Annotated in this window: 15 protein-coding genes and 1 tRNA gene; 8 read left to right on the top strand and 8 right to left on the bottom strand. The window is 63.6% G+C overall.

Going from position 1 to position 17,364, the window contains the following annotated elements:
• Nucleotides 1–147 precede the first annotated feature (147 nt).
• A complete protein-coding gene (gene acnB / locus JOY50_RS10915) occupies nt 148–2,757 on the bottom strand; it encodes a bifunctional aconitate hydratase 2/2-methylisocitrate dehydratase (protein ID WP_028613458.1) in 2,610 nt (869 codons plus the stop codon).
• Between the two features lie 406 nt (nt 2,758–3,163).
• On the opposite strand from acnB, the gene JOY50_RS10910 reads away from it, so the two are divergent.
• A complete protein-coding gene (locus JOY50_RS10910; RefSeq protein WP_165931650.1) occupies nt 3,164–3,643 on the top strand; it encodes a DUF1289 domain-containing protein in 480 nt (159 codons plus the stop codon).
• Nucleotides 3,644–3,773: 130 nt separating this feature from the next.
• Here JOY50_RS10910 and queD read toward each other — a convergent pair whose 3' ends face one another.
• Both queD and JOY50_RS10900 read right to left on the bottom strand, forming a co-directional pair.
• Nucleotides 3,774–4,130: a 6-carboxytetrahydropterin synthase QueD gene (gene queD / locus JOY50_RS10905; protein ID WP_012271598.1), complete on the bottom strand. Its 357-nt coding sequence runs from the start codon at nt 4,128–4,130 to the stop codon at nt 3,774–3,776.
• A gap of 53 nt (nt 4,131–4,183) precedes the next feature.
• A complete protein-coding gene (locus JOY50_RS10900) occupies nt 4,184–5,263 on the bottom strand; it encodes a patatin-like phospholipase family protein (protein ID WP_132846055.1) in 1,080 nt (359 codons plus the stop codon).
• A 238-nt stretch (nt 5,264–5,501) separates the two neighbouring features.
• On the opposite strand from JOY50_RS10900, the gene JOY50_RS10895 reads away from it, so the two are divergent.
• The 5 genes from JOY50_RS10895 (at nt 5,502) to JOY50_RS10875 (ending at nt 9,547) form a co-directional block, all read left to right on the top strand.
• Nucleotides 5,502–5,810, top strand: a complete 309-nt coding sequence (locus tag JOY50_RS10895) for a PepSY domain-containing protein (RefSeq protein WP_132846057.1) — start codon at nt 5,502–5,504, stop codon at nt 5,808–5,810.
• On the top strand, nt 5,810–6,124 hold the full coding sequence (locus tag JOY50_RS10890) for a PepSY domain-containing protein (protein ID WP_016500524.1): 315 nt from the start codon (nt 5,810–5,812) through the stop codon (nt 6,122–6,124). The genes JOY50_RS10895 and JOY50_RS10890 overlap by 1 nt, the downstream gene beginning before the upstream one ends.
• Nucleotides 6,125–6,793, top strand: a complete 669-nt coding sequence (locus JOY50_RS10885) for a response regulator transcription factor (RefSeq protein ID WP_028613463.1) — start codon at nt 6,125–6,127, stop codon at nt 6,791–6,793. It abuts the gene before it with no gap.
• Nucleotides 6,790–8,109, top strand: coding sequence for a sensor histidine kinase (locus tag JOY50_RS10880; protein ID WP_132846060.1), 1,320 nt, complete (start codon nt 6,790–6,792; stop codon nt 8,107–8,109). Before JOY50_RS10885 ends, JOY50_RS10880 begins: the two co-directional genes overlap by 4 nt.
• A gap of 283 nt (nt 8,110–8,392) precedes the next feature.
• Nucleotides 8,393–9,547, top strand: coding sequence for an HPP family protein (locus JOY50_RS10875; protein ID WP_132846062.1), 1,155 nt, complete (start codon nt 8,393–8,395; stop codon nt 9,545–9,547).
• Here JOY50_RS10875 and JOY50_RS10870 read toward each other — a convergent pair.
• The gene (locus JOY50_RS10870; protein ID WP_243055176.1) at nt 9,521–10,387 is read right to left on the bottom strand and encodes a LysR family transcriptional regulator; all 867 of its coding nucleotides are present in this window, start codon (nt 10,385–10,387) and stop codon (nt 9,521–9,523) included. The two genes, JOY50_RS10875 and JOY50_RS10870, sit on opposite strands and share 27 nt — an antisense overlap.
• Nucleotides 10,388–10,566: 179 nt before the next feature.
• Between JOY50_RS10870 and JOY50_RS10865 the strand changes: the two genes are divergently transcribed.
• A complete protein-coding gene (locus tag JOY50_RS10865) occupies nt 10,567–12,456 on the top strand; it encodes a propionyl-CoA synthetase (protein ID WP_138736878.1) in 1,890 nt (629 codons plus the stop codon).
• 127 nt (nt 12,457–12,583) lie between these two features.
• On the opposite strand, the gene zapE is transcribed toward JOY50_RS10865, so the two are convergent.
• Together zapE and JOY50_RS10855 are read right to left on the bottom strand one after the other, a co-directional pair.
• On the bottom strand, nt 12,584–13,654 hold the full coding sequence (zapE, locus tag JOY50_RS10860; RefSeq protein WP_243055175.1) for a cell division protein ZapE: 1,071 nt from the start codon (nt 13,652–13,654) through the stop codon (nt 12,584–12,586).
• A gap of 128 nt (nt 13,655–13,782) precedes the next feature.
• Nucleotides 13,783–14,025 (bottom strand): hypothetical protein, encoded by a 243-nt coding sequence (locus JOY50_RS10855; protein WP_012271609.1) that lies wholly within the window; start codon nt 14,023–14,025, stop codon nt 13,783–13,785.
• A 259-nt stretch (nt 14,026–14,284) separates the two neighbouring features.
• Between JOY50_RS10855 and JOY50_RS10850 the strand changes: the two genes are divergently transcribed.
• Nucleotides 14,285–14,359: transfer RNA gene (locus JOY50_RS10850), tRNA-Gln, on the top strand.
• Between the two features lie 131 nt (nt 14,360–14,490).
• Here the strand turns inward: JOY50_RS10850 and JOY50_RS10845 are convergent.
• The gene (locus JOY50_RS10845) at nt 14,491–16,878 is read right to left on the bottom strand and encodes a hybrid sensor histidine kinase/response regulator (protein ID WP_132846071.1); all 2,388 of its coding nucleotides are present in this window, start codon (nt 16,876–16,878) and stop codon (nt 14,491–14,493) included.
• Between the two features lie 13 nt (nt 16,879–16,891).
• Entirely contained in the window at nt 16,892–17,353 is a 462-nt protein-coding gene (locus JOY50_RS10840) for a response regulator (protein ID WP_132846073.1), read from the bottom strand.
• Nucleotides 17,354–17,364: the final 11 nt, after the last annotated feature.

The following is a 17,364-nucleotide window of genomic DNA, read 5'->3' as shown; positions in this document are numbered from 1 at the left end:
AAGAGACAGTCCCACAGGTACTCCACAGGTCTTGAGAACTTTGGAGTACCTGTGGGAGCTGGCTTGCCGGCGATAGGGCCAGTACAGACCGAAACAAAAAAGCCCCGGCATCGCTGCCGGGGCTTTCTTTACTGCCTGTAACTCAGCTTAAGCCTGAACCACCGGGATCTTGGCGTTGGCTGCCGCTTCGCGGAACTCCGCGATCTGGTCGAAGCTCAGGTAGCGGTAAACGTCGGCAGCCATGCTGTCGATGTCTTTCGCGTACTGCATGTACTCTTCGACGGTCGGCAGCTTGCCGATGATCGAAGCGACAGCAGCCAGTTCGGCCGATGCCAGATACACGTTGGTGGCGTCGCCCAGACGGTTCGGGAAGTTACGGGTCGAGGTGGAGACCACGGTCGAACCGGTCTGCACACGTGCCTGGTTACCCATGCACAGCGAGCAGCCTGGCATTTCCATGCGCGCACCGGCTTTGCCGTAGATGCCGTAGTAGCCTTCTTCGGTCAGCTGGTGAGCATCCATCTTGGTTGGCGGAGCCAGCCACAGACGGGTCGGGATACCGCCCTTGACCTTGTCCAGCAGCTTGCCGGCAGCGCGGAAGTGACCGATGTTGGTCATGCACGAGCCGATGAACACTTCGTCGATCTTCTCGCCCTGTACCGAAGACAGCAGGCGGGCATCGTCCGGGTCGTTCGGCGCGCAGAGCACAGGCTCTTTGACGTCGGCCAGGTCGATTTCGATGATTTCAGCGTACTCGGCATCGGCGTCAGCCGACAGCAGCTCAGGCTTGGCCAGCCAGGCTTCCATGGCCTGGGCACGACGCTCCAGGGTACGTGGGTCGCCGTAGCCTTCACCGATCATCCAGCGCAGCAGGGTGATGTTGGAGGTCAGGTACTCGGCAATGGCCTTTTCTGGCAGCTTGATGGTGCAACCGGCAGCGGAACGCTCGGCCGAGGCGTCGGACAGTTCGAAGGCTTGCTCGACGGTCAGTTCGTCCAGGCCTTCGATTTCCAGGATGCGGCCGGAGAAGGCGTTTTTCTTGCCTTTCTTCTCGACGGTCAGCAGGCCCTTCTGGATGGCGTAGTAAGGGATGGCATGAACCAGGTCACGCAGGGTGATGCCGGGTTGCAGTTTGCCCTTGAAGCGCACCAGGATCGACTCTGGCATGTCCAGCGGCATGACGCCGGTGGCGGCGGCAAAGGCCACCAGGCCGGAACCGGCCGGGAACGAGATGCCGATCGGGAAGCGGGTGTGCGAGTCGCCACCGGTACCTACGGTGTCAGGCATCAGCATGCGGTTCAGCCAGCTGTGGATGATGCCGTCGCCTGGGCGCAGCGACACGCCGCCACGGGTGCGGATGAAGTCTGGCAGGGTGTGGTGGGTGGTGACGTCGATCGGCTTTGGATAGGCCGCGGTGTGGCAGAACGACTGCATCACCAGGTCAGCGGAGAAGCCCAGGCACGCCAGGTCTTTCAGCTCGTCGCGGGTCATCGGGCCAGTGGTGTCCTGGGAACCGACGGTGGTCATCTTCGGCTCGCAGTAGGCACCTGGGCGCACGCCCTGGCCTTCTGGCAGGCCACAGGCACGGCCGACCATTTTCTGCGCCAGGGTGAAGCCCTTGCCGGAGTCGGCAGGCTGCTCTGGTTTCTTGAACAGGTCGGAAGCACCCAGGCCCAGCTCGGCGCGGGCTTTTTCGGTCAGGCCACGGCCAACGATCAGCGGGATACGGCCGCCAGCGCGGACCTCGTCCAGCAGCACTTCGGTTTTCAGCTCGAAGTTGGTGACCAGCTCGTCGCTTTCGTGGCGGCGTACTTCACCTTTGTACGGGTAAACGTCGATGACGTCGCCCATGCCCAGGTTGGTGCAGTCGAATTCGATCGGCAGGGCGCCGGCGTCTTCCATGGTGTTGTAGAAGATCGGGGCGATCTTGGTGCCGAAGCAGAAGCCACCAGCGCGCTTGTTCGGCACGTACGGAATGTCGTCGCCGAAGAACCATAGTACCGAGTTGGTAGCGGATTTACGCGAGGAGCCGGTACCGACCACGTCACCTACATAGGCAACCGGGAAGCCCTTGGCCTTGACGGCTTCGATCTGTGCAAGCGGGCCGACCGAACCAGGCTGCTGCGGCTCGATGCCGTCGCGGGCCATTTTCAGCATGGCCAGGGCGTGCAGCGGGATGTCAGGGCGCGACCAGGCGTCCGGAGCAGGCGACAGGTCGTCGGTGTTGGTTTCGCCTGGCACCTTGAACACGGTCAGGGTGTACTTCTCGGCGATGGCCGGGCGGGCGGTGAACCACTCGCCGGCAGCCCAGGAGTCCAGCACGGCCTTGGCGTGAGCGTTGCCGGCCTTGGCTTTTTCGGCCACGTCGTGGAATGCATCGAACATCAGCAGGGTGTGCTTGAGCTGTTCGGCCGCGACGGCGCCCAGTTCGGCGTCATCCAGCAGTGCGACCAGCGTTTCGATGTTGTAGCCGCCCTGCATGGTGCCGAGCAGTTCGGTGGCATGCTTGCGGTCGATCAGTGGCGACTGGGTTTCGCCCTTGGCAACAGCAGAGAGGAAAGCAGCCTTGACGTAGGCAGCTTCGTCGACCCCTGGCGGTACGCGGTTGGTGATCAGGTCTACGAGGAAGGCTTCTTCGCCGGCCGGCGGGTTTTTCAGCAGCTCGACCAGGCCTGCAGTTTGTTCGGCGTTCAGCGGCTGGGGCACGATACCCAGGGCGGCACGCTCTTCGATGTGTTTGCGGTAGGCTTCAAGCACAGTTATTTCCCTCATCAGTGGTCCCTAAAGGGGGTCCGGGACGCTTATCCAGCATTCAATGCACCCATGCGCTGCCACGGCTTTGTGGGCCGCCCAGCCAGAGTCGCAAAGAATCCTTACAGAAGCTGCTTTCAAAGTTTTACGCCTGCAGAACGGGGAGCTGATGAGGGCTGGCACGGGCATGCGAGGGGTGCATGGCCCGGGCCAACGCCGTTCTACCGGATTAACTGTGCTCGTGACGCTTTGAAAACAGCTTCCAACGGACATTGTTGCCTTTGAAAAGGCCGGATGATTCTACGGCAAAAAAAGCCCGAAGGTAAGGCGCAGAAGATGACTTTAACGAGTGACCCTGGTTAGACAAAGGGCTAACATGGGCCGGTATTCCACCGCCAAGCTGTTGTTTTTCATGTCCAACAAGTCCATCAAAACCCCTTGCGTCGGCCTGTGCTCCACGGTGTACGGAGACACGGTGTGCCGTGGCTGCAAGCGTTTTCACCACGAAGTGATCAACTGGAACGGCTACGACGACGCGCAGAAACGTGCGGTGTGGCTGCGCCTGGAGCAGTTGCTGGTGCAGGTGATGATGGCCAAGCTGGAAGTGTTCGATAAAAGCCTGCTGCGCCAGCAACTGGAGCAGCGCTCCATCCGCTTTGTCGAGCAGCAGTCGGAATATTGCTGGGCATACCAGCTGATTGCCCGCGGGGCGCGGATGATCCGTGACCTGGAGGCCTACGGCATGGTGTTGCTGCCGGAGTTCCGTGACTGGGAACTGCCGCAATTGCGCGATGCCATCGATCGCGAGTTCTTCCTGCTTTCAGAAGCGCATTACCAGCGCTACATCGCCCCCAGCTTCCTGCGCGATGCCTTGGAGCAGGGGCAAGGCTGAAGCTTCTTGGGTGATGCCATCGGCCTCTTCGCGGGCTTGCCCGCTCCCACAGGAACTCCACAGCCCTCAATAGCAGTGACAATCCTGTGGGAGCGGGCAAGCCCGCGAAGAAGCCAGTGAACGTGGCGAATCAGTCGCCGGTGTATTCGCAACCGCTGGTGCAGGTCTCGTGGATGCGCACTTTCGACAGTTCCGGCATCAGCGGCTTGACCTGGTCCCAGATCCACTTGGCGATCACTTCGCTGGTGGGGTTTTCAAGGCCCGGGATGTCGTTCAGGTAGTTGTGGTCCAGCTGCTCGTAGATCGGCTTGAAGATCGCCTTGACCTCGGCGAAGTCGCGGATCCAGCCAGTGTGCGGGTCGAGCGGGCCGGTCAGGTGCAGGCCGACCTTGAACGAGTGGCCATGCAGGCGGCCGCATTTGTGCCCTTCAGGGACGTGGGGCAGGCGGTGGGCCGATTCGAATGTAAATTCCTTGAAGATTTCCACGCTGTCTTAACTCTGTGTGAATCAATATTGCGCGCAGTCTACCAGCATGGCCGTTACAAGGCTTGCAGGCGTTCATGCAGCCGCCCGGTGGCGACCAGCTCCAGCAACTCGTCGCCCAGGCGCTGGCTTTCAGCGATGGCTTTGTACCAATACCGCTTGCGGCCGGGGGCATCACCCATGAAGCGCTTGAAGTCGTTGCGGTCGGGCAGCTTGCCGTAGGGCAGGGCGGCCAGGTACTGCGGCGAAGGGGTCATCAGCAGCACGTTCTGCAGGCGGGTGGCATCGCCCTTGCGCCAGGGCAAGGCTTTGTCGAACCAGCCCGGTACCACCTTGTCGGTGAAGTGCGGGTACAGCACCAGGTCGTCGCCGCGGTAGGGCAGGTCGAGGTGGTAGTCGAGCAGGCCGCCGTCGCGGTAGGTGCCGGCGCCCGCGCCGGGGATATCTTTCACGCCCTGCATGACCATGGGGATCGAACCCGAGGCGAGCAGGGCGTGGCGCAGGTTGGCCAGGTCCAGCGGCAGGTAGCGTGAGGGGAAGTCAGTCAGCGCGTCGAGCGGCGGCGCGGCGCGCCCGTCGTGCAGGATGATGCGCTCGAAGTGGCGCGCCAGGCGCGATCGGCCGAGCAGGTTGCTGGCCACCACCGAACCCAGGCCCAGGCCCAGGCGGCCGCGATGGTCGTGGGCGAGCTGGCCATGGCTTTTCACTACCAGGATATTCAGGTGATAGTGCGGGTTGGCCAGCAGCTGGCCGTCGCGGCCCTGCAGCAGGTCGTCGAGCATGCGTTGGCAGCTGTGGCTGATTTCCGCCGGGGTGGCGCCCTTGGCGAAATCCAGTTCGGTGTACAACTCGCCCAGGCGACGCAGACCCGCGATGGGGTCTTCGAGGCAGGCGCTGGCGAAGCGCCAGGCACCGATCGAGGCGCCAATCAGGGCGCGCTGGCGCGGCGCCGAAGGCAGCCACTCGCCGAACAGTGCCAGGTCCAGGCCCTGGATACCCAGCGGCTTCGGTCCACCGGCCGCACCTGGCAGCACCCCGACATCGGCTGCCTGCAGGCCGCGCTCGCGGATGAGCCGCAGGGCACGGTCACCGGCCTTGAAGGTGAGGGCGGGGTACTTGATGTGGATGGCGCTCATGGCGGATCTCTTGGGCTTGTAGGAGCAGCCTTGTGCTGCGAAAGGGCCCGTACAGACTACACAACTGTTGTGCCTGCACGGGCCCTTTCGCAGCACAAGGCTGTTCCTGCAGGAGACCGAGGCTGGCTGGCGGCGTAACTGCGCTATCATGCCGCCAGCTGTTTTCAGGTTGAATTAAGGACCGGTGGTTAGTCTTAACCCCGTAGACAACTTACACAGTTCTCAGGAGAGAAGAACGATGAAAACATTGACTGCCCTGTTCGCCGCCGCTGCCCTCGCCCTGGGTGCCAATGCCGCTTTCGCCAAGGATGTACAGCCTGACGAAGTGGTCAAGCTGGTCAACGCCAAGACCATCAAGTCGCTGGACGAGCTTAAAGCCACCGCTGTGGCCAAGCACCCCGGCGCCACCGTCACCGACTCGGAGCTTGAAGACGAGTACGGTCGCTACATCTACAAGGTCGAGTTGCGCGACACTCAGAACGTCGAGTGGGACGTGGCGCTGGACGCCAAGACCGGTGAAGTGCTGAAGGACGAGCGGGACAACTGATGATCCACTTACCGCGGCCGGCGCGCTACCTCGCGCTGGCGCTGCTGGCCGTGTGCTCGCTGGCCGCTGCCCGCGACCTTGACCAGGACGAAGCCCTGAAGCTTCGTCAGAAGGGCGTCATCCTGCCGCTCGAGCAATTGCTGGAAACCGCCCTGGGGCGTCACCCCGGGGCGCGTCTGCTGGAAGCCGAGCTGGAAGAAGACGACGATCGCTACGAATATGAAGTCGAACTGCTGACGGTTGAAGGTGTGGTGCGCGAGATCAAACTCGATGCCAGCACCGGCGCCCTGCTCAAAGACGAGGAAGACGACTGAATGCGCCTGTTGCTTGTCGAGGACAATGTACCGCTGGCCGACGAACTGACCGCCGGCCTGCAGCGCCAGGGCTATGCCGTGGACTGGCTGGCCGACGGCCGCGACGCGGTTTACCAGGGCCAGAGCGAACCCTACGACCTGATCATTCTCGACCTTGGCCTGCCGGGCTTGCCGGGCCTGGACGTGCTGGCTCAGTGGCGCGCGGCCGGCCTGGCCACGCCGGTGCTGATCCTCACCGCCCGTGGCTCGTGGGCCGAGCGCATCGAAGGGCTGAAGGCCGGCGCGGATGACTACCTGAGCAAACCGTTCCACCCGGAAGAGCTGCAATTGCGTATCCAGGCATTGTTGCGCCGTGCCCGGGGCCTGGCCAACCAGCCGAAACTGGAGGCAGCCGGGCTGCACCTGGATGAAAGCCGTCAGTGCGTGAGCCGTGATGGCATGGATGTGCAGCTGACCGCCGCCGAGTTCCGGCTGCTGCGTTACTTCATGCTGCACCCGCAGCAAATCCTGTCCAAGAGCCACTTGGCCGAGCACCTTTACGACGGTGAAACCGAGCGCGACTCCAACGTGCTGGAAGTGCACGTCAACCACCTGCGGCGCAAGCTGGGCCGTAGCGTGATCGAGACCCGTCGCGGGCAAGGGTACATTTATGCCGGGAGCGCCGAGTGAAGTCGATCCAGGCGCGCCTTAGCCTGGGCCTGGTGGCGGTGCTGGTGGTGGTCGGCGTGGTGCTGGCGCAACTGACCTTGTGGCTGTTCGAAGCTGGCCTGCAACGCTACCTGGAAAACGGCCTGCGCAAGGAAAGCGAGAACCTGCTGGTGGCGTTGGTGCGTGGGCCGTCCGGCATGCAGCTGGATGAGCGGCGTATTTCGGCTGCCTACCAACGGCCCTTTTCCGGTTACTACTTCCGCATCGATTTTGACAAAGGTACCTGGAGGTCTCGTTCGCTGTGGGACATGGACATGCCCAAACCATCGGCGCCCGGGCTTTCCGATAGCCATGAACTCGGCCCGGAAGGGCAGCAACTGCTGGCCCTGCGCGCCGACTACCGGCGCCTGGGTCAGGACATTTCGATCAGTGTGGCACAGGACTATTCGCCGGTGCGCGAAGGTTTCCGGCGCATGCAGCAGATCGGCCTGGGCATGGGTCTGGTGGCGTTGATCCTGGTGTTGGTGCTGCAGCGCATCACGGTTACCCGCTCGCTGCGCCCGCTTGAGCGGGCACGCCAGCAGATTGCCCAGCTGCAGCAGGGCCAACGCTCGCAGCTGGATGAGGAGGTGCCCAGTGAGTTGGCACCGCTGGTAGGGCAGATCAACCACTTGCTCAGCCATACCGAAGACAGCCTGCGCCGTTCGCGCAATGCCCTGGGTAACCTCGGGCATGCGCTCAAGACGCCGCTGGCGGTGCTATTGAGCCTGGCCTCCAGCGCGCGCCTGAAGGATCTGCCGGAGGTAAGCGCGCAGATGCGTGAGCAGCTTGAGCAGATTCAGCAACGGCTGGCGCGAGAGCTGAACCGTGCGCGGCTGGCAGGGGATGCGCTGCCGGGCGCGCAGTTCGATTGCGACGCCGAGCTACCGGGGTTGCTGAGCACGTTGGGCATGATTCACGGGGAGGGCTTGCTACTGGCCAGGGACGTGCCACCCGGGTTGCTGCTGCCGTGGGACCGCGAGGACTTCCTGGAGCTGCTGGGTAACCTCCTGGACAACGCCTGCAAATGGGCGGACAGCGAGGTGCGAATAAGCATTGCGCCGAATGCCGGGGGTTACCAGCTGTGGGTCGATGACGATGGCCCAGGCATCCCTGAGAGCCAACGGCTGCAGGTGCTGGAGCGTGGCTCGCGGCTGGACGAGCAGGTGGACGGGCATGGGCTAGGGCTGGGCATCGTGCGCGATATCGTCGACGCCTGGGGCGGGCGTCTGGCCTTGGAACAGAGCCCGCTGGGCGGGTTGCGTGTGAGCATCGACCTGCCGCGCAAGGCTCGGTAATGCCGGGGCCGCTGTGCGGCCCATCGCGACACAAGGCCGCTCCCACAGGTGTACCCAATCCGCCGAAGCCATGTCAGTACTGCAAAAAAATTGCAGTACAGCCGCAGTTTTTTGAATTAGCCCAATTTCCCTCCACCCGGCAAAATCCCCCTCATGAAACCCTGCGGTTTCCATCTCTCCACGGACGGAGCCCCTTGCGGTATTGCACGCGCAATACGAGGCCCAGGCCAGCTCGGCTGGGCTTTCTTTTTAATTAGAAAAAACCAAGATCCCGATTACTTAAATGTCTGCCTCGCGTTCCGAAAGCCGTCTGCAGCGCCTGTTGCCGGCGCCCCTGAATACCTCTCCAAAAGAATGGTTGCGTGCCGGAATCGGCGCGTTGCTCGGTTTGTTCCTGGCTGGCTGGCTGACCAGCATGGCCTATGGCCCCGGCATCGCCTTGCACCTGCTGGGCCCGCTGGCGGCCTCGGCAGTGCTGGTATTCGCCGTGCATTCCGGCCCATTGGCCCAACCTTGGCCGGTGCTGGGCAGCTACGCACTGGCGGGCGCGGTCGGCCTGGCCATGCGCCAAGGCTTCGGCCCGGAACTGTGGGTGGCCGCTGCGGCCTTGGGCATCTCGATCCTGGTCATGTGCCTGCTGCGCTGCTTGCACCCGCCAGGTGGCGGGGTGGCGGTGAGTGCAGTGCTGGCCGACTCAGGGCTGACCGCCATGGGTGACCACCTGCTTGAGCCAATTCTGCTCAATGCACTGATCCTGGTGAGCGTGGCGGTTATCTACAACCGCCTTACCGGGGTGCGCTACCCGAAGGGCGTAGCGCCGCGCAAAGACTTGCACCACACCCATGACCCACTGCCCAGTGAGCGGGTCGGCATCCGTGGCGAGGACCTGGACCAGGCTCTGGAAGAGCTGGGTGAGTTCGTCGATGTCACCCGTGACGAGCTGGAACGCATCATCCTCGCCACCGAGCAGCACGCCCTGCAGCGCAGCCTTGGCGGTATCACTGCGGCCTCGGTGATGTCGCGCGATGTGCAGTTCGCCACGCCTGACACCACGCTGGAGCAGGCCTGGAAAATGCTGACCAGCCATCACCTGAAAACCCTGCCGGTGCTGCAGCAGGGCAAGCTGGTGGGTATCGTCAGCCTCAGCGACCTGGTTGGCCCGGCGATGCAGCGTGGCCGCTTCAGCTGGCGCGGTCTGTTCGGCCGCAAGGCGGTGCGCATGGAGCACGTGATGAGCCGGCGGGTGGTCAGTGTCAGCAGTCAACACCCGCTTGAGCGCCTGCTGCCGTTGCTGTGCGAGCAGGGCCTGCATTGCCTGCCGGTGCTCGATGCCGACCAGCTGGTGGGGGTGATTACCCAGACCGACCTGATCGCCGGCCTCAAGCGCCAGCTGCTCAGCAAAGCCGAGGCTTCAGATAACCGGATCCCAGCGTTGTGACCAGTCGCTGGCGCCGGCGGCTACCAGCCGGCGCAGGATGGCGAAGGCCTGTTGCAGGGCTTCGCTGTCGCGTTTGCGTGGGTACACCAGAAAGGTCGGGTAGGTGAATTCCGGCGCCTGCGGCACCCGTTCGAACAGGCCGCTGTCCAGGTACGCCTGCACCACCCGCGTGCGGAAGTAACCGCTGCCGCCCTGATCGAGGATGAACTGCAAGGCCAGTGGGCCCAGGTTGAAGCTGAGCGCTGGGCGGGCGCAGTCGGGCAGGGCGGCATCGTGCTGGCGTCGGAAGGCCTCGCCCCAGTCGATATAGATATAGGGCTCTGGCTGGTCGACCCGGCGCACGCGGATCAGCTTCTCTTCCATCAACTGTTCCACCTGCAGGCCCGGGCCGTAGGTCGGCTGGTACACCAGCGCGGCGTCCAGCAAACCCATTTCGACCTTGCGCAGCAGCGACTCGCCGTCGCTCACTTCGCTGCGGATGGCATGGCTGGGCAGTTCACGGTGCAGGGCACTGACCCAGTCGAGCATCATCGGGTTGCCCAGGCTCACTTCACCGCCCACATGCAGCACTTGCTGGCAGCCCTCGGGTAGCGGCAGGTCACGACGCGCCGCTTCCCAGGTTTGTACCAGCTGGTTGGCATAACTGACGAATGCCTCGCCATCGCTGGTCAGGCTGGCGCCGTTGCGGCTGCGCACGAACAGCTGGCAGCCCAGTTGCTGCTCCAGGCGCTGCACCCGGGCGGTAATTGCCGTTTGTGACACGAACAGGCGTTCGGCGGCGGCGACCAGGCTGCCGCAACGCACGATTTCCAGGAAGGTTCGGGCCTGATCGATATCCATGGGCTGCTCGGTGGCTGAAGGGTGGCCTATTCTAGAGGCTTTGCACCGTTATGGGGCGCTTTTGCGTTGTCTGCAAATTTGCAGGTCGGTTGTGACTTTAGTCCCATGGCGGCGCGGGTGTAGCGGTCCATACTCAGGTTTCGCCCTTCAATAACAACAAGTACCGGGTTCCCTTCGATATGAGCTACCAGCACAGCTACGCCCATTCCATTTCCGACCCTGCCGCGTTCTGGGCGGAACAGGCCGCGCACCTGGCCTGGCACCGCAAGCCTGCCCTGACCCTGCAAGAAAACGCCGACGGTACCCACCGCTGGTTCGCCGATGGCCGCCTGAACAGTTGCTACCTGGCCCTCGATCACCAGATCGAGCAGGGCCGTGGCGAGCAGTTGGCGCTGATCTACGATTCGCCAGTCACTGGCGTGCAGCAGGCCTGTACCTACAACCAGTTGCGCGACGAAGTGGCGCGCCTGGCCGGTTTGCTGCGCCAGCTAGGGGTGCAAAAGGGCGACGGGGTGATCATCTACATGCCCATGGTGCCGCAAGCGGCCATGGCCATGCTGGCCTGCGCGCGGATTGGCGCGGTGCATTCGGTGGTGTTCGGCGGCTTTGCCGCCAACGAGTTGGCCCTGCGCATCGATGACGCCCGGCCCGCGCTGCTGCTGACGGCCTCCTGCGGGCTGGAATTCGACAAGGTGATTGCCTACAAGCCGCTGGTCGACCGCGCCCTGCAGCTGGCCCGGCACCAGCCGCGCAATGTGCTGGTGCTGCAACGGCCCCAGGCGCAGGCTGAACTGCAGCCAGGCCGCGACCTGGACTGGCTGGCAGCCCTGGCCGGCGCCCAGCCGGTGCCACCGGTGGAGCTGGATGCCGGCGACCCGCTGTACATCATGTACACCTCAGGCACCACCGGCAAACCCAAGGGCATCGTCCGGGAAAACGGCGGCAATGCTGTGGCGCTGTGCTATGCCATGCGCCATATCTACGGTATGCAGGCCGGCGACGTGTGGTGGGGCATTTCCGATGTCGGGTGGGTGGTCGGCCATTCATTGATCGTCTATGGGCCGCTGATGAGCGGCTGTACCACGGTGTTCTACGAAGGTAAGCCGATCCGCACCCCGGACGCCTCGGCCTACTGGCGGGTGGTGGAGCAATACAAGGTCAACGCGCTGTTCTGTGCGCCCACCGCCATGCGTGCCATCCGCAAGGAAGACCCGGAGGGCGAGTTGATCCGCCAGTACGACCTCAGCTCGCTGCGCCAGCTGTTCCTGGCAGGTGAGAAGCTCGATTCCAGCACGCATGAATGGTTGGAGCGGGTCACTGGCAAACCGGTGCACGACCACTGGTGGCAGACCGAGACCGGCTGGCCGGTCACCGCGCCCTGTGTGGGGCTGGAAGGCAGTGCGGCAAAGCCGGGCTCAAGCAACCGGGCGGTACCGGGCTACCACGTGCGTGTGGTGGATGACGAGGGGCACTTGCTGGGCCCCAACCACCAGGGCTCGATCGTCATCGCCTTGCCACTGCCACCCGGGTGCAGCCAGACCCTGTGGGGCGACCACGAGCGTTACATGCAGGCTTACCTGCGCACCTACCCGGGGTATTACCACACCGGCGACGGCGGCTTTCTGGACGATGACGGTTTTGTCTACATCATGGGGCGCACGGATGACGTGATCAACGTGTCCGGGCACCGGCTGTCCACCGGCGAAATGGAGGACCTGGTGGCCTGCCACCCGGCAGTGGCCGAGTGTGCGGTAATTGGCGTGCACGATGAAATCAAGGGGCAAGTGCCGTTGGCGCTGGTTGTGCTCAAGGACGGCGAGGGCATTGCCGAGGCGCAGTTGCTGGTGGACCTGGTGGGGAGCGTGCGCGAGGCGATTGGCCCGCTGGCCTGTTTCAACCGGGTTCGGCTGGTGAAGCGGTTGCCCAAGACCCGCTCGGGGAAAATCTTGCGCGCGGTGCTGCGCAAGATTGCCGATGGGCAGGACTATGTGCCGCCTTCGACCCTGGATGACCCGGCGGTGCTTGGGGAGATCGAGGCGGTGCTGGCGGATTTGCCCAGGGCGGGTTGATGCTTTGACCTTCAGGGCCTCATCGCCGGCAAGCCAGCTCCTACAGGTTCATCACAGGCCCTGAAGCCTCCGCCGTACCTGTAGGAGCTGGCTTGCCGGCGATGAGGCCGGTGCGGGCAATGCAGTGCTAGGGGGCTACCTGGTGCAGTTGCCCCAGCCGGCTGCGGGTACGCATCAGGTCGGCAAGCGGCCCGCCCAGGCTCTCTTCCAGCGGCCGTTTGCCAATCACTGTCACCTGTCGGTCCTGGTCATACAACACATCCACCAGGTTGACGAAGCGCTGCTGGGCCGCCAGCGAACATTCCGCCAGGTCATCCAGCCCATCGATGATCCATTCATCGTACTGCTGCGCCAGCGCCAGATAGTCGATCACCGCCGTGGCCTTTTCACACAAATCGTCAAAGCCAAGCACCACCCGCCGGCCATCGATGGCCTGTGCGCGCAGGGGGCGTTTGTTCACCTCAAGTATTACCGGCTGCTCGTGCGGCACGCCCAGCGCCTGGCGCTGGGCTGCCGTCCCTGGCCAAACATAGTGGCCTTGGGTAAAACGCTGGTGCTCGCGGTTGGCCGGCAAGCTGCGGAAGTCGGTGTCGCCACCCACTTCCAGAACCTGCATGCGCCCGTTTATCAGGCGGATCACCGGCAGGAAGCGCTCGTGGTACAGCGGGTTGGGCAATAGCCCTTCGGGTGCGTAATTGGAGGTCACCAGCAGAGACACGCCGCGTGCGAACAGGGCGTTGAAGAGGCGGGTAAGCAGCATGGCATCGCCGATGTCATGCACGTGGAATTCGTCGAAGCACAGCACCTGGCAGCCACCCACCAGTTCGTCGAGGGTCGCCCCCAGCGCATCGTCCAGCGCCCGATGGCGGTGCATGCCCTGGTGGAGGCGGGCAAAGAAGTCATGAAAATGCAGGCGGCGCTTGGCCTCGACCGGCACCGCCTGGAAGAAACCATCCAGCAGCCAGCTCTTGCCGCGCCCCACCGAGCCGTACAGGTACAGGCTGCGCGGCTGGCCTTGTTCGAGCAGTGCCAGTTGTTCGGCCATGCTGTGGATCACCCGTCGCTGGCCATTACTCAGCTGGTAACCCCGGCTTCGGGCTTTGTCCTCGAACCAGTCGAGCAGTTCGCTCTGGTTGGCGGGCGCGCCGCGCAGGCGCTGGCCAAGCTGGCGCAGTGGGGCAGGGATCCAGGCAGACAAAAGCAACGCTCCTTGGGCGATGGCAGGGCAGCGTGCAGCTTGCCCGAGGGCGGCCATTTTGACTAATACAGAAAGTGACCGGCAATGATCACTTCATGCGATAGGTCAGGCTGCACACCGGCATTTGCCTAGGCCTTGCGCTCCAGCTGGCGCTCGATCATGTACTTCACTGCCAGGCGGCGCTCCTTGAGGTGGCGCAGGTCTTCGTCGACGAAGTTGCCTGCCGAGATCGATTCGGCGGCCAGCACCTGGTTGTCGATGTCCATGTACTCATCCAGCAGCCGGTCCAGCGCCTTGTCCTGCTGGCGGCGTTGCTGGACGATTTCACGCGGGTAGTGCAGGTCCTGGTAGAGGTCGTGGGAGACAGGCATGAGGTCCTCCTTGGTCAATGCAATGGGCTTATCTGATTGGAAGGGAGGAATGCGATTGTGTTGAAGCGAAGCGGAGGGAAAGCGACGGATGGTCACGGCCACAACGCTGAAATGACTAACCCGCTGTTTTTTGGCAATTTTTTTTCATCAGGGGGTTCACAGACCGAAAGTTTGTTGTTAAAGTGCCGCGCATTCCAAGACAACAACCCAGTTGTCACTCACTTGGAATTGTCAGAGCAGCGAATGCTGCATCCGATACAGGGGCGTCGCCAAGCGGTAAGGCAGCAGGTTTTGATCCTGCCATGCGTTGGTTCGAATCCAGCCGCCCCTGCCATTTTCCAGATTCAAACGTATCTGCCCGGTGCTTAGAAAGATAAGCGCTGGGTTTTGTCGTTTCCGTATTTTTAATTCCGTCACACGATTGCTGCAGGAGCGGCCTTGCCGGGCCGCTCCTGCAGTCGCGGGTTACCCGGCAATGCCCAGCATCTCGTTCAGCACCCTGGCCAGCTCATCCCCCTGCACCGGCTTCTGGATCACCACGCTGCCCGGCAACTCCAGCCCCTGTAACTCTGCATAGCCAGTCAGGAACACCACCGGCAGATGAGGGAACCCTTCGCGGGCCGCCAGCGCCAGTTGCGCGCCGTTGAATTCCGGCATGGCGAAGTCGGTAAGCAGCAGGTCGATCTCGTTGTCCAGCAACGCCAATGCCTGTTCGCCGCTGTGCGCCTGACGCACCTGGTAGCCATACTGGCGCAGCACGTCGCCCAGCATGTCACGCACCAGATGGTCATCATCCACCAGCAGCACCGTGCGGTTGCGGCCGCTTTCGCTCACCGACTGGCTGGGCATCGGTACCACCGGCTCGCTCACGGCCTGGTCCTTTACTGCGGGCAGGTACACCGCCACCTGGGTGCCGTGGCCAGGCGCGGTGTCGATGCGCACGCCTCCCCCGGACTGCTTGGCGAAGCCGAACACCTGGGCCAGGCCCAGGCCCGAGCCCTTGCCGATGTCCTTGGTGGTGAAGAACGGCTCGAACACCTTGGTCAGCACGTCTTCGCTCATGCCGCAGCCGGTATCGCGGATGCTCAGCATCACGTACTCGCCCAGGTCAGGGTCTTCCGGGCGTTGCGGGCGGCTATCGATGCGGGTGTTGCGGGTGGTCAGGGTCAGCTGGCCGCCGTCAGGCATGGCATCGCGGGCATTGATCGCCAGGTTGAGGATGATCATCTCGGTCTGGGTGGGGTCGGTCAGTGCCTGCCACAGGGCCTGGTCCAGGTCCAGGCGCACTGAGACGTTGCCACCCAGGGTACGGCGCAACAGCTCTTCCAGGCCGGCCAGGGTCTGGTTGAGGTTGAGCGCAACCGGCTCCAGGCGCTGGCGGCGCGAGAAGGCCAGCAGCTGCGACGTCAGCTTGGCGCCACGCTCGCCCGCTTCGCGGATGTGGGTGAGGCGCGTGCGCGCCTTGTCCAGGTTGGCCTTGGCCAGGTCGCGCTCAAGGAAGCTGGCGCCGGTGAGGATCACCGTCAGCAGGTTGTTGAAGTCGTGCGCCACGCCAGCGGTCAGCTGACCGACGGCTTCGAGCCGCTGCATCTGCTGCAGCGCCGCCTCGATGCGTTCGCGTTCGTTGATCTGTTCGCGCAGGCGGGCGTTGGCTTCTGCCAGGCCCAGGGCGGCTTCGCGCTCGCTGGTGATGTCGCGTGCCACCACATACAGCAGGGTGTCTTCCGGCACCACCACCCATGATAGCCAGCGCTGCTGGCCGCCGGCATGCTGGATGCGGCCGACGAAACGTACACTGGTACGGCCATGGGCGAGGGCAGCCAGTTCGGTCAGCAGCAGTTCCTGGTCGGGCTCGGGCAGCAGGTGGAGCAACGACGTTTGGCTCAGGCGCTCGCGGGAGAAGCCCAGGCTGGCTTCCCAGGCGGGGTTGAGTGCGACTGGGGTCAGGTCCTTGTTCAGCACGGCCAGCAGGTCCTGCGACAGCTCCCAGGCACGGTCGCGTTCGCGGGTGCGGCGTTCGACCCTTTCCCCCAGCATCTCGTTTAGCTGACGCAGCGCCTGGGTGGCCAGGCGTTGCGTGTTGATGTCCTGCAGCACGCCGGAAAAGCGCACGCACTGGCCATCGACGAACTGGCTCTGGCCACTGCTGAGCAACCAGCGCGGTTCCAGGCCGTTGGGTGGCGCGATGCGAAATTCGACCCGGTAGCGGCCGCCGCTTTCCGGGCGCATGGCGTGTTCCACCGCCTCACGTACCAGTGGCAGGTCGTCGGGGTAGATACCGGCGTAAAACACTTCAAGGGTCATTTGGGTGCTGGCAGGCAGGCCGAACAGGGTCTTGCAGCGGTCATCCCAGAGCAACAGACGCTCTTGCGGACGCAGGTCCCAGGTGCCCATGCCGGCGGCGTCGATGGCAATCCGCGCACGTGCTTCGACGTCGATCAGGGCCTCTTCGGCGCGGCGCCGGCGCTGGCGTTCCTGTACTTCGGTCAGTGCCCGGCGTACGGCCTTGGGCAGCAGTGGCAGGTTTTTCTTCAGTACATAGTCGGTGGCGCCCAGGCGGATCATTTCCACCGCGTGCTCTTCGCCGTAGATGCCGGACAGGAAGATGAACGGAGTGTCCGGTGCCAGGCGCTGGGCGATGGCCAGCACCTCCGTGCCAGACGAACCCGGCAGCACGCAATCGCACAGGATCAGGTCGTAGCGCGCCTCGCGCAGGGCATGTTCGACACCCACATGGTCGAACACCAGCTGTGACTGCACATGCAGCCCGCTGCGTTCCAGGCGCATGAGGGTAAGCTCGGCGTCCATCGAGCTGTCTTCGACCATCAGGAGGTTCAATGGTGTTTGCTGCATCGTTGCGGCGGCCTCAATTGCTACCGCGACGGTTCAGCCGCAGTGAGCCGGGTGGCGGTTCGTTAAGCACTGCCCAGAATATCCCGAGGTCGGAGATGGCGGCGACGAATTCCTTGAAATCCACCGGTTTGACCACGTAGGCGTTGACCCCAAGTTCATAGGCGCGCAACAGGTCGGGCTCCTCCCGCGAGGAAGTCAGCATCACCGTGGGGATACTGCGCAGTTCGGCGGTGGCGCGTACTTCCCTGAGCACTTCCAGGCCATCGACCTTGGGCAGTTTCAGGTCCAGTAGCAGCACGGCAGGGTTGCCGTCATCGCGTGCGGCATAGGCGTTGCGGCGTAGCAGGTAGTCAAGTGCGTCGGCGCCGTCGCGCAGCACGATGACCTCGTTGGCCAATTGGCTGCGCTCCAGGGCCAGCAGGGTCAGTTCCAGGTCCCGGGGGTTGTCTTCGACCAGCAGGATGGGTTTGAGCATGATGGTAGCGG

The sequence above is a fragment of the Pseudomonas sp. BP01 genome, assembly GCF_022760795.1.
Classification (GTDB): domain Bacteria; phylum Pseudomonadota; class Gammaproteobacteria; order Pseudomonadales; family Pseudomonadaceae; genus Aquipseudomonas; species Aquipseudomonas putida_Q.
The sequence above is the reverse complement of the archived record's forward strand: the minus strand, read 5'-3'. Positions and strand labels throughout refer to the sequence as shown.